At 38.8% G+C, this 12,974-nt stretch carries 9 protein-coding genes; 6 read left to right on the forward strand and 3 right to left on the reverse strand.

Going from position 1 to position 12,974, the window contains the following annotated elements; genetic code table 11:
- Positions 1–426: 426 nt before the first annotated feature.
- Together cysK and MJY40_RS02225 are read left to right on the forward strand one after the other, a co-directional pair.
- Positions 427–1,356, forward strand: coding sequence for a cysteine synthase A (gene cysK / locus MJY40_RS02220; protein ID WP_317855454.1), 930 nt, complete (start codon positions 427–429; stop codon positions 1,354–1,356).
- Positions 1,353–1,967, forward strand: a complete 615-nt coding sequence (locus MJY40_RS02225; protein WP_317855455.1) for a TraX family protein — start codon at positions 1,353–1,355, stop codon at positions 1,965–1,967. The genes cysK and MJY40_RS02225 overlap by 4 nt, the downstream gene beginning before the upstream one ends.
- Positions 1,968–2,483: 516 nt before the next feature.
- On the opposite strand, the gene ytvI is transcribed toward MJY40_RS02225, so the two are convergent.
- A complete protein-coding gene (ytvI, locus tag MJY40_RS02230) occupies positions 2,484–3,527 on the reverse strand; it encodes a sporulation integral membrane protein YtvI (RefSeq protein ID WP_317855456.1) in 1,044 nt (347 codons plus the stop codon).
- Between the two features lie 358 nt (positions 3,528–3,885).
- On the opposite strand from ytvI, the gene MJY40_RS02235 reads away from it, so the two are divergent.
- Positions 3,886–5,217, forward strand: a complete 1,332-nt coding sequence (locus tag MJY40_RS02235; RefSeq protein WP_317855457.1) for a G5 domain-containing protein — start codon at positions 3,886–3,888, stop codon at positions 5,215–5,217.
- Between the two features lie 484 nt (positions 5,218–5,701).
- Positions 5,702–7,030 carry a glucose-6-phosphate isomerase gene (locus MJY40_RS02240; protein WP_331488214.1) on the forward strand — a complete coding sequence of 443 codons (1,329 nt, stop codon included), beginning with the start codon at positions 5,702–5,704 and terminating at the stop codon, positions 7,028–7,030.
- A 337-nt stretch (positions 7,031–7,367) separates the two neighbouring features.
- Here MJY40_RS02240 and MJY40_RS02245 read toward each other — a convergent pair whose 3' ends face one another.
- Together MJY40_RS02245 and MJY40_RS02250 are read right to left on the reverse strand one after the other, a co-directional pair.
- Complete coding sequence (locus MJY40_RS02245; protein ID WP_317855458.1) at positions 7,368–8,642, reverse strand: S-layer homology domain-containing protein; 1,275 nt, start codon at positions 8,640–8,642, stop codon at positions 7,368–7,370.
- 186 nt (positions 8,643–8,828) lie between these two features.
- Positions 8,829–10,064, reverse strand: coding sequence for an S-layer homology domain-containing protein (locus tag MJY40_RS02250; protein ID WP_317855459.1), 1,236 nt, complete (start codon positions 10,062–10,064; stop codon positions 8,829–8,831).
- A 252-nt stretch (positions 10,065–10,316) separates the two neighbouring features.
- Between MJY40_RS02250 and MJY40_RS02255 the strand changes: the two genes are divergently transcribed.
- Both MJY40_RS02255 and MJY40_RS02260 read left to right on the forward strand, forming a co-directional pair.
- A complete protein-coding gene (locus MJY40_RS02255; protein ID WP_317855460.1) occupies positions 10,317–11,021 on the forward strand; it encodes a response regulator in 705 nt (234 codons plus the stop codon).
- Positions 11,022–11,089: 68 nt separating this feature from the next.
- Positions 11,090–12,874, forward strand: a complete 1,785-nt coding sequence (locus tag MJY40_RS02260; protein ID WP_317855461.1) for an ATP-binding protein — start codon at positions 11,090–11,092, stop codon at positions 12,872–12,874.
- The last annotated feature ends 100 nt before the right edge of the window (positions 12,875–12,974 follow it).

The raw sequence follows: 12,974 nt of genomic DNA on the forward strand, positions 1-12,974 counted from the left end.
ATCCTCTCTTTTTCCAAACTTTAGAAGTCAATTTTCGTTCAATCTTCATAGTAGCATAAAAGAAGAAGAAGAACAATAGATTTCCAGTTGACAATAGAAAAATATTGTGATATAACATCAACAACTACCATGTGCAAACATATGGTTAGTGAAGAATGAATGGTGAATGGTGAAGCTTTGGAAATGTTATACTCAAAATATAAGTCCCAATTTAACTGAATGAGATCTAATATACATGAATACATCTCAATTGTGTAGGGAATGCATTGTATGCATTCCACTTTCGATACGCATACAATGCGTACCCTACAAGATATAAAAGCCCTTTTATCTTTAATTGGGACAAATATAATTGCAATCGTAAATTGTAGTAGAACACCAATACGCCATTGTACCGATATATCATAAATATAAGGAGGTTTTTATATGTTATTTCAAAGTGTAGAACAAATGATAGGCAAAACTCCGATTTTGGAGCTTACAAAATACAACAAACAACACAATTTGCAAGGTGATATTTTTGCAAAAGTGGAATTTTTCAATCCAGGTGGCAGTGCAAAAGACAGAATTGCAAAATCTATGGTGGAAGAAGCAGAAAAAGCTGGTATTTTGCAACCAGGTGCAACCATCATTGAACCCACCAGTGGCAACACAGGCATTGGACTTTCTATTATGGCAGTAGCAAAGGGCTATCGTGCTATGATTGTTATGCCAGAAACCATGAGCATGGAACGTCGTATGTTGATGAAAGCATATGGTGCGGAGTTGGTTTTGACAGAAGGCTCCAAAGGTATGAATGGTGCTGTAGAAAAAGCAGAAGAATTGGCAAAAGAAATTCCAAATGCGTTCTTGGCAGGTCAATTTGACAACAAAGATAATGCAAAAGCACATTATATAACCACAGGTCCAGAAATTTATGCTGATATGGAAGGTAAAGTGGATATTTTTGTGGCAGGTATTGGTACAGGTGGCACCATCACAGGTGTTGGCACATACTTGAAAGAACAAAATCCAAATGTAAAAGTTGTGGCAGTGGAACCGAAAACATCACCACTTTTGTCTGAAGGCAAAGCAGGACCTCATGGTATCCAAGGCATTGGTGCAAACTTCATTCCAACAGTATTGGACACCACAATTTATGATGAAATCATCACTGTAGACACACCAGATGCGATGGAAGCAGGACGTGAAATTGCCAAAGTAGAAGGTATTTTGGTTGGGATTTCTTCTGGTGCAGCTCTTTTTGCAGCAAAACAATTGGCAGAAAAACCAGAAAATGCAGGCAAACGCATTGTGGTATTGTTGCCAGACACAGGTGAACGTTATCTTTCTACAGCTATGTTCCAAGAATCATGAGACCCAATCAAATCTTGTCATTGATTGCAGCCATCACCATGTTCATAGACCATGTGGGTGTTGTGTTGTTTCCAAATGCCATTTGGTTGCGTGTTATTGGTAGGATTTCATTTCCATTGTTCGCTTATGGTGTTGCAACAGGTGTGGCGTGTACTTCTAATTTCAAAAAATATGAAATGCGTATTTTGCTTACAGCACTCATATCCCAACCCATTTGTATGATGGCATTTGAACGTACCTTTTCCAATATATTGCCTACTTTGGCATATGGTGCTTTGGTGTTGCATCTGTGGAAACAAGAACGCAAACATTGGAGTATCCTACTGGTTGCCATATCTTTGTGGTTGCCATTGGAGGGTGGTACATATGGTGTTTTGACCATTTTGTTCTTTGGGATTTTGCAAAAGGAATCCTTGGCACTGGGCCAAATTGGCTTGCAAGTCTATTGGTTTTTGATGACAGGCAGTAGCATACAAGTGCTTTCTTTGCTGGCATTGCCCTTGATCCAAAAAGATTGGAAGATACAAGTATATTTGCCTAAATATGCACTCTATGTGTTTTATCCATTGCATTTGACGGTGCTGTTTGCAATCAAACAAATGATGTTTTAAGCAAAATAAAAGATTCTTCACACTACACATTGTAGATGAGGAATCTTTTTTTATTTTTTTTCAGTCTGGGATAAGTATTGGCAGATTGCTTATTACAAATTATGCTTATAATCTTCATAAATGAAGATTGGCTAATGACTAAAAGTGAATGGTGAAGGACTAAAAAACAAAATAACGATTAGATTCCTTTTGTGGTTTTAGTTTTATAGGAATGACTTCCATATCTATCCATTTGTTTTGTGGCAATTTATGATGAAAAGAGCACAATTGTCGCACATTTATATTTTTTGTAGGGGATGGCGTCCCGGGCATCCCGTTTGATGAAGTGTATTCAAGTCATTCACCATTCACCATTAGTTTTTAGCCTTATATTTTACTACGTAAAATATAAATAACCTTCACTTTTGAAATCTCCAATACGTATCTTATCCTGGCTAAACATGTTTTTGAATAAAGTTTGGATTAATCCTTTTTAAAGGATTGCAGGGTTTGAGACAGTGTCCCAAGGTCTTGTCTTTAAGATTCTTTGTTTTTGCAATATGCCACCAACACCACTGCATAAATAGGTCCTAAAATCAAACCAAAAACGCCAATGGTTTTGAATCCAAAGAACATAGCAAAGAATGTAGGCAGTGGATGCAAACCAATTTGATTTCCTAGAATCTTAGGTTGTAAAATCTGTCTGGTGAGTTGCAAAATCAAATATAGAATCACATAACCAATTGCCAATTTGTAGTTTTGGTTGACCAGTTGCAGTGCGATTGCTGGCCATAAGATGAACCCACTGCCAAATACAGGTATGGCATCGATAATGGCAATGAGAATGCTCAAAAGTAACGCATATGGCGATTGCAATACCAAAAAGCCAATGAAACAAATGACAAACACATACCCCATCAAAATAAATTGTGTTTTGATGTATCCACCCAAAGAAAGCAACAATTCCTTCTTGGTTAGGGTATAGGATTCTCCTAAAATGGGAGCTATATGTGTTTGGTAGAATGCTTGAATCTTTTCTTCATCTTTGGTGAAAAAATAAGCAGAAAACAAAGAAATGATGCATTGCAAAAAGAAATTTGGGATGATGGAAATGGCAGAAGCACCTTCACCACTAGGTACATGAGAAAATAAAAAAGAAAAGAAATTTTCTTGACCATTGGTGATGAAATCTGTCAAAAAATCAGGAAATACCACAAGGTATGTTTGCAACTGATTCCAAATAGAAGAAAAAGCAACTTCCAATTGTTCCAAATATTGTGGCACATTTGCAACATAAGTTTGCATTTGGATGTAGAGCTGATTGCCAATGAAATACCCCAAAAAACTGATGCCACCCAATAGCAGTAAAATAGAAAGCAGTGCAGAAATTCCACGTGGAAAATGGATGCGATCCAACTGTTTCACCAAAGGACGAAACAAAAGACTCAAAAGCCAACCCACAAAGAATGGTGCAACAATGGGAAATAGATATTTGAAAAAGACAACAAAACAAAGGGCAGAACCCAAAAGCATTGCCACAGGATAAAGCTGTTTATTTTGTTTCCATTGGTCTAAATACATAAGAACCCTCCTTGTATAGTGGGATATATTTCTAATAACATCATAGCATATGTATGTACAATCTGGAACTGTGACTGGTGAGATTTAAAGTATTTGTAGGAATTGGAAAGAATATACAAAAACATCATTGTTGTTTGTGGATTTTGTAGGGGCGACCTGTGGTCGCCAGATTCCACGGCAACAACAAACCATCGCCCCACAATGTCTTGTATGCCAATATACTGCTATTCTGCTGAAATACATGGACAATTTTTGGAAAACAGATATTTTATAGTGGTTTTTCTTGCATTATCTTGTCGAATCTTTTAAAATAAAGATGTATGTAGTTTTATTGAAAAAAAGAAAGGCGGTGTGCCTATTGGATAGAGAACCGAAAAATAGAGCAGAACGTAACAATATGGAGCAAAACACCATGTTCCCAAAAAGAGAAGAACGTGTCAAATTGGAATCTGGTAGAAGAAATAGACCAAGACAAACAAGACCACCTCAACCACAACAACCAGAATCTTTGGTGGAAAGAGTGCAAGGGTTTGTGTTGGAAAGTATATCATCTATAAGACGATCCATTGCACAAAGAACCCAACAACAAGGTCAACCACCACAAGGTCAACGTCCACAAAGTCAACGTCCACAAGGGCAAAGACGACCTGTGCAACAACATGAGTGGATTCCAGATGAAACCTTTATGGAACGTATGGAGAGGTTGTGGCATGAGAGAAAAGGGGACTTGCCATTGGCGAATCGTGGCATTCCAAAACAAGTATTTGGCGGTGTTGGTGTCATCATTTTAATTTTGATTCTGTATTTCTCCTTTGCATTTCCAAATGGAACAGAGGTTATGATTGATGGCACTCGTATTGGTATTTTGGAAGAACGCAATGTCAGTGCAGAGGATATCATCACCATTGTGGAGGAACAGCTGGTCACATCTGTTGGCGCAACAGTCCAAATCAATGAAACCATTACCACAGAACCAATTCATATCAGCAGCAAGGATCAAAAAGATGTCAGTACAGAGGAATATTTATTCCCTAAAGTGCGTAATTTGGTGACATACCAAGTGGATGCAGCTTCTTTGTATATTGATGGCAAAAAAGAATTTTCTGTGGCAACAGAAGAACAGCTCAACTCCATTTTGGAAGAAATCCAAAGCCCTTATTTGTCAGAAGGCGTGGATTTGGAAGTATCTTTTGTGGAAACGGTGAAGGTGACAAAGGAATTTGTTGACCAAGAAGAAATCATAGCCACAGTAGATGCTTTGGCATTGCTCCAAACAGTGCGTATGGTCACTGGTGAATATGTGGTGCAACAAGGGGATGCGTTGTATAACATTGCAGTTAACAACAACACAACAGTAGAAGAAATCTTATCCCTCAATCCAGGTATGACCATAGATACTGGTATTTATGTAGGCGAAGTTTTGAATATTATGATTGCAGAACCAAAACTTTCTGTCAAAACCATTGAGCTACAAGAATACACCACAATAGAACCAAAAGAATATGAGTACCAATACGATTCTTCCATTGCATCGGGTCAAAAACAAGTGTTGCAACAAGGGCGTGCTGGTCAAAAAGTGAGTGTCATTCAGGTGACTAGAATCAATGGATTTGTTGTGTCTGAAGAAGAGATCTCCAAAGAAATCATCACAGAACCCATCACAGAAATCATTGTAGAGGGAACTGGTTGAAATTGACTAAGAGCTAATGGTGAAGGACTGAATACTGTAAACCATAGAAATAATCAAATATGTTTCGTAGGGTTGATTCACGAATCAACCGTAATTTACCACCCAACATGTTCGTAGGGGTGGGTTTCCATGCCTAACCATTGTCAATAACCACAAATAGCGGGATGTCGAGGACGCCATCCCCTACAGAGGAATGGTTTATGATGTACCGCAATACGGTGTAGGGTTGATTCACGAATCAACCGTAATTTACCACCCAACATGTTCGTAGGGGTGGGTTTCCATGCCTAACCATTGTCAATAACCACAAATAGCGGGATGTCGAGGACGCCATCCCCTACAGAGGAATGGTTTATGATGTACCGCAATACGGTGTAGGGTTGATTCACGAATCAACCGCAATTTACCACCAAATATGTTCGTAGGGGTGGATTCCATATTCACCCATTACCAATAATCAAACAATTTAGAGGAGGCGTTTCAAATGGGTATTCAATTTGCATTACAAGGGGAAATGGAACAAAAAGCAAAAATGATGGCTATGTCTGAAGAAGTTTTGGCTTGCCACACAGCACTTCATGAAAAAACAGGTAAAGGTAACGATTTTGTTGGTTGGGTCAACTTGCCTACAGAATATGACAAAGATGAATTTGCTAGAATCAAAGCAGCAGCAGCAAAAATTCAAAAAAACAGTGAGGTTTTGATTGTCATTGGTATTGGTGGTTCCTACTTGGGTACCAGAACAGCACTTGATTTCATCAAAACACCTTATTACAACGAAAAGAAAAAAGACACACCTGATATCTACTTTGTGGGAAATAACATCAGTTCCGCTTATTTGAATGATATCTTGGAAATCTTGGGTGATCGTGATTTCTCTGTCAACGTAATCTCCAAATCTGGTACCACAACAGAACCTGCAATTGCATTCCGTTTGTTCAAACAAATGTTGGAAGCAAAATATGGCAAAGAAGCAGCAGCGGAAAGAATCTTTGCAACTACAGACAAAGCTCGTGGTGCTCTCAAAGATATGTGTAATCGTGAAGGTTATGAAACCTTTGTGATTCCTGATGATGTTGGTGGTCGTTTCACAGTTTTGACAGCAGTTGGCTTGTTGGCTATGGCTGTTGCTGGTGTGGATGTAGACAAAGTGATGGGAGGTGCTAAAGCAGCACAAGATGCATATGCAAACCCTGTTTTGGCAGAAAACATTTGCTACCAATATGCAGCACTTCGTTATTTGTATTATATGGATGGCAAATCCGTTGAAATTTTGGCAAACTATGAACCACATTTGACTTCCTTCGGTGAATGGTACAAACAACTCTTTGCAGAAAGTGAAGGAAAAGATGGCAAAGGTGTATTCCCTGTAGCAGCAAACTTCTCTACAGACTTGCACTCCATTGGTCAATACATCCAAGAAGGCAAAAGAAACTTCTTTGAAACTGTATTGTGGTGTAAAGAACCAAAATCCACAGTAGCAGTTCCTTTTGATGAAGCAGATGGCGATGGTCTCAACTTCCTTGCGGGCAAAGAAATGCACTTTGTCAATAGCAAAGCATTTGCAGGAACTATGCTTGCACATATGGATGGTGGCGTTCCAAACATGGTTGTGGAAATGGACAAAATGGATGAATGGCACTTTGGTGCATTGGTATACTTCTTCGAAAAAGCAGTTGGTATCAGTGGATACTTGTTGGATGTAAATCCATTTGACCAACCAGGTGTAGAAGCATATAAGAAAAATATGTTTGCACTTCTTGGCAAAGCTGGTTACGAAGATATGAAAGCAGAACTCGAAGCAAGACTTTAAGAGATTAACTTAAAATCAGGATTTTAAGTTGTAGACAGATGTGAAAAAGACGATTTCCTCGTGCAAGTGATTCTATAAATCACCTAGAAATCGCTTTTTGTCCTCGACGAAATGCGATTTCGTCTGTGGATTGAAGTCTGCGACGCTAAAATCAAAAGAAAAAATCATGGTTTTTGGATAGTATGAAGGTGGCGAAAGCCACCTTTTTTTAGTGAAGAATGAATGGTGAAGAGTGAAAAACTAAGATTCCTCGGTACCTCTCAATGACAAAACCCATAAATATATCTTTTTCCAATAAAAAACGGCTGTGGCAATCACAACCGTTTTTTCTATGGGATTAGGACAAACCATTTGCAGTATTGATGTTATTAATTAAAATATCTGCTTGTCCATTGCTATATACAGGTGACCAACTGCCTGCTAGTTCGGAATAGAACCAGTTCATATCCTCTGATAATTGGAATGGGTATTCGTTGCCTGTCAAGGTTGGTTGGGATGTTATTGCACGCCACTCTGGATCCCAATGTCCTTCGCCTGTCAAAGAATTGATCCAATAATATGCAGATTGTAATTTACAACCCAAACTATCTGTCATATCCAACTCATTTACACAACTATCGTGTTTTATTGTTGCAATACCCAAATTGGTATGTACTTCCATTCCTTTGTCAGCTGCAACTCCTTGACCACCAGCTAGTACACCATTGCTATCTTTTTTCAACACAATGGATGTTCCGTCTAGTTTTACAAAAATATCACCTTCTTGAGCAAGTCTACTATTATATCGATAACCTCCTTCGTAAATGGTCATAACACCATTTGCGTCTATTGTGGAGACTGCTTCTTGATAAGCAACAACATCACCATTTTCATCTGTTTCTGCGTCAATTACAACATCCAAACGATCGGTGAAATTCATCAAACGACAGAAAATAGTAGCGGCTTCTGCTCGTGTTAAGGTGGCATCTGGATTAAAAATACCTTCTGCATTGACGCTACACATCAAACCAGCAGAGTATACTTTTTTTACTTCGTCTATATGTTCAATTTGTAAATAATCAGCTATGTTATAACCGATATTTTCTGTTTCGGTTAAAGTTTCACCTTTTACTTCAGCAATAGAGCAAAGTAAGATTGCCATTTCTTCACGAGTTACAGGAGCATTCATGATTGCAGTTGTTTTTAGAGTCTTTGATCCATCTGCGGACAATTGATAGACGGTACCATATATGCTAAGCGAACGATATAAGGAATCATCTACCATACCGCTATTATATGCAGCTAAATAATAGTCCAATGCCCAATGGTAACGATTTTCAACATCATACAAGCCACTATTCAAATAGGAACCAATTTCAACATATTCTGGAGCCACAAGACGTGTTGCCAGTGACAATACTTCCCCATAGGAAATGGTACCACTAGGATTGAATGTAGAAACTCCATTGACAGGTGTTGTAACACCAGAAATATATCCTTTTTCTGCCAAAGCGCTGATGCTTTCGCTTGCCCAATGGGTATCAGGCACATCTGAGAAAGTTGTGCTGGCAAATGCTGTAGTGGAAAGAGCTAGGGAAAGTATTGTAGATAATACTATAAGTTTACGCTTCAAGAAAATCATCCTTTCTGTGTGTTGTTTGCTTGTTCTAAGCATACTAGTGAAAACCAAAGATTCCTTGTTACACTTGGAATGACAAAGAAAATGGGTGTAGGGGTGATTCACGAATCACCCGCAATACCATACCGACAAAATACAATAGGATTTGTAGGGGTGACCTGTGGTCACCAGAAACTTTTCTTAGGACAAACCATTCAATTCCAAAATAGCATCCACATCTACCTTAGCGGGATCCGTATTATAACAGAGAAGCCACCAATCTAAACTTGACCACATCCAGTTTCGATCTGGAGACAACTCGCCTACAAATGTTCCATCGTAGCTTGGATAATCGATGTGTTGCAATTCACTTGACCAATGAGCGCATTCTGTAATGGGGTTTAGTTTGTAGGTTTGATTGTTTAAACTATTGCCAAAGCTATCTGTCATACTATGATCAGGTGAACCATAACTCCATCCGTTTTGCAATGGCTGACCAAAACAATTCATCAATCCCAAATCAGCAGCAACCCCTTGGTTTTCGCCCAAAATACCATTTGGTCCATATTTTAACACAACTTGTGTGCCATCTGTTTTGATTACGATATCGCCAGCTTGTGCATTTCTATTATCACGGATTGCACCTTCGTAAATGGTCATAACACCATTGCTATCGATGGTTGAAACGATTGGTTCAAAGGTGATTTCCTTTCCATTGCTGTCTGTTGGTACATCGATTGTAACATCTATACGATCAATATAGTTCATCAATCGACAGAAGATAACAGCCACTTCTGCTCTTGTAATAGTGGCATCTTTGTCAAAGGTTCCAATTTCGTCTACACCGTCCATAAGACCTGCGGTATATACCTTTTTCACTGCATCGATTTCGTGAATGAATGGATAGTCGGCTATGGCATAACCGATGTTTTCGTCGGCAACCAGAGTTTCTCCATTGACTGCTGCAGCATCGCATAGCAATACTGCCATTTCTTCACGGGTCACTTCTGCATTGAATAGATAGGGAATGCCATTTGTTGTACCAAAATACATCATTCTTGAAATTCTCAAATGAGAGAGGTCATCATCATCTATGATACCAGTCTTTGCTGCTGCAATATAATAATCAGTTGCCCAATGGTAATGGTCCTCACCATATTTGTCCACATAGGCACCAATGTCGATGGATTCTGGAACTACAAGTCGAGTTGCCAGGGATAAGACTTCGCCATAAGTAATTGCGCCTTCTGGGTTGAAGGAGGAAACGCCAGTAGCAGAGTCTATACTGCCAGAAACAAGCCCTTTTTCTGCCAAAATACTAATGCTTTCGCTTGCAAAATGGTTATCTGGTACATCTGAGAAAGTTGTGCTGGCAAATACAGTAGTGGAAAGAGCTAGGGAAAGTATTGTAGATAATACTATAAGTTTGCGTTTCAAGAAGATCATCCTTTCTGTGCGTTGTTGTGCATTGTTTGTATCAAGCATACTACAAAAAAAGCCAAATATCCATAGGAATGTAATAAACTAAGAAAAAATGTGAAAAAACTAAAATGTAGGGGTGACCTGTGGTCGCCAGAATCAATTGTTTCGTTTTCATTACAAAACTTGGTAATTCCTCATAAAATATGTACATTACTTTGGATTTCTAGTATAATAGAAATAGTGTTTATTGGAAAAAGGAGGGTATGTATGAATAAAAAAATATTGATTGTGGATGATGAAAGAAACATTGTGGAAATCATTGCCTTCAACTTGAAAAAAGAAGGATATGAAGTGCTCAAAGCATCTGATGGTATGGAAGGTGTTGCACTTGCTTTTTCTGAGAATCCAGATCTCATTTTATTGGATATCATGATGCCTCGTATGGATGGATATGAAGCATGTAAAAAAATAAGAGAAAAGAAATCCACTCCAATTATTATGCTGACAGCTCGAGCAGAAGAAGTGGATAAGGTTTTGGGTTTGGAATTGGGTGCAGATGATTATGTGACAAAGCCCTTTGGTGTGCGTGAATTGTTGGCTAGGGTCAAAGCGAATTTGCGTAGACAAGCACCAGCTCAAGAAACTGTAGAAGTAGAAAAAGAAAGAAATGCTTTGACATTTGGACGTTTGGAAATTTGTCTGGATCGTTATGAAGTAAAAAAAGACAACGATGTTTTGGAATTGACTTTGCGTGAATTTGAGTTGTTGAAATTCTTGGCAAGCCAAAAGGGTCAAGTGTTCTCCAGAGAAGTGTTGTTGGAGAAGGTTTGGGGATATGAATACTTTGGTGATGTACGTACAGTGGATGTAACGGTGCGTCGTCTGCGTGAAAAAGTAGAAGATAATTCAGGCAAACCACAATATGTGTTGACCAAACGTGGTGTAGGCTATTACTTCGATTTTACAGAATAATAGGTGGTATCAATTGATTCGTAGGGGAGGATAGTATCCTCCAGTGGCATTGGAAATGAGGAACGATTTTGTCAGCTTGGCGTAGCATCAAATGGAAATTGATTATAATGTATCTTGGTTTGGTACTGATTGTTATGATGGTCAGCGGTACCTATATTTTGTTGAGCCTAAGAAACATTGAATTGGAAAACTCCAGATCAGAATTGGAGTTATATGCAGAAAAAATTTCAGAACAGGTTTTGGAAGGTGATATGGATGATTTTCAAGGAAGCCTTTTGAAAACCGTAACCAATGTGTTTGGGATTCAAGGCAATATTTTGGACGATTTGGGCAGTACGGTTGCATCTACAACGGTTTTGGAAGCGCCATATCCCATGTATTCCGACAAAGCCATTATTTCTGCAATGAATGGGGAAGCATCCTTCTCAACAGGAGAAAAAAGCATTGATACCTTTGGTTTGATGAAGGAATGGATGAGTTATGCTGTGCCTGTACGTGGCGAAACTGGCGATGTGGAATACATCATCTACACCAGATTGGATGCAGGTGATATGCAAACCAGCTTGAACCAGACCACCAGAACCATCATCATTGCTGTGGCAATTGCACTGCTTTTGGCGATGTGTATGGGATATATATTTGCACAAACCCTAACAGTGCCTATTTTGGCATTGACCAAGGGTGCTAAGAATATGGCAGAAGGTAATCTGCATCAGGTTTTGAAGGTGAAAAGTGGTGATGAGATTGGGCAACTCACCAGTAGTTTCAACTACATGGCATCGGAGCTTCAAAAAAACATTTCAGAAATTTCAAAAGAAAAGAATCGTTTGGAGATTTTGTTGCATAATATGAGTGATGGGGTAATCTCCTTCAGCAAATATGGAGAAATGCTTTTGGTGAATCCAACTGCAAAGGTGCTTTTGGGTCTGGAATCCACAGATATGGACTTTGCTGGATTTGTCAAAGAATATAACATCAATGCTGGTGTATATTTGGATATCGAATCAGAACCTTCTAAGCAAATTACCTTCCCAGTGGGCAATCAATTCATTGGTGCCAAGTTCACACCTTTCTACAATGGTGTAGGACGTATGGAAGGGGTTATTGTGGTGTTGCAAGACATCACAGAAATGAAGAAATTGGATGATATGCGTAAAGAATTTGTGGCGAATGTATCCCATGAATTGCGTACACCTCTTACCACGGTTAAGAGCTACACAGAAACTTTGTTGGATGGTGCTATGGAAGATCCAGAAATCACAACAGAATTTTTGGGTATCATCAATAGTGAAGCGGATCGTATGGCATTTTTGGTGCGTGATTTGTTGCAATTATCCAGATTTGACAACAAACAAGTCCAATTGAACATTGTGGAATTGGAAATGAATGGTTTCTTATCTATGACTGTGAAACAAAATAGAATCCATGCAGAAGCAAAGAACCAAACTTTGACATTTGAAGCATGGGATACACCAGTTGTGGTACATGGGGATCGGGATCGTGTGGGTCAAGTCATCAACAACATTGTTACAAATGCAATCAAATACAGCCTAGAAAATGCATCCATCAAAATCTCCATAGAAGAGGATGACACATACTATAAAATCAAGGTCAAAGATACAGGTATGGGTATTTCCAAAGCGGATTTGCCTAGAATTTTTGAACGTTTCTATCGTGTGGATAAAGCTCGTAGTCGTGCTATGGGTGGTACTGGTTTGGGGCTTGCCATTGCAAAGGAAATCATGGAAAGTCATAAAGGAAAATTGACTGCAGAAAGCAAATATGGCACAGGTACCACCATGATTATGTGGTTCCCAAAACAAAAACCAGTTTTAGAAGAAATCTCGATTTGACAATATAAATACTGTATTTTTGCTAGGAAATTCATGGATTTAATGCCACTTGTTATGAAACTGTAAGCCAGCTGTAACACGATTGTAATATTGGTGGTGT

It is taken from the genome of Chakrabartyella piscis (assembly GCA_030067835.1).
In the GTDB taxonomy this organism is placed as follows: Bacteria; Bacillota; Clostridia; order Lachnospirales; family Anaerotignaceae; genus Chakrabartyella; species Chakrabartyella piscis.

What these genes read in the sequence shown, in the direction of transcription:
- cysK (WP_317855454.1), top strand. Translation starts at nt 427, where the DNA reads ATGTTATTTCAAAGTGTAGAACAAATGATAGGCAAAACTCCGATTTTG.
- MJY40_RS02225 (WP_317855455.1), top strand. Translation starts at nt 1,353, where the DNA reads ATGAGACCCAATCAAATCTTGTCATTGATTGCAGCCATCACCATGTTC.
- ytvI (WP_317855456.1), bottom strand. Translation starts at nt 3,527, where the DNA reads ATGTATTTAGACCAATGGAAACAAAATAAACAGCTTTATCCTGTGGCA.
- MJY40_RS02240 (WP_331488214.1), top strand. Translation starts at nt 5,702, where the DNA reads ATGGGTATTCAATTTGCATTACAAGGGGAAATGGAACAAAAAGCAAAA.
- MJY40_RS02255 (WP_317855460.1), top strand. Translation starts at nt 10,317, where the DNA reads ATGAATAAAAAAATATTGATTGTGGATGATGAAAGAAACATTGTGGAA.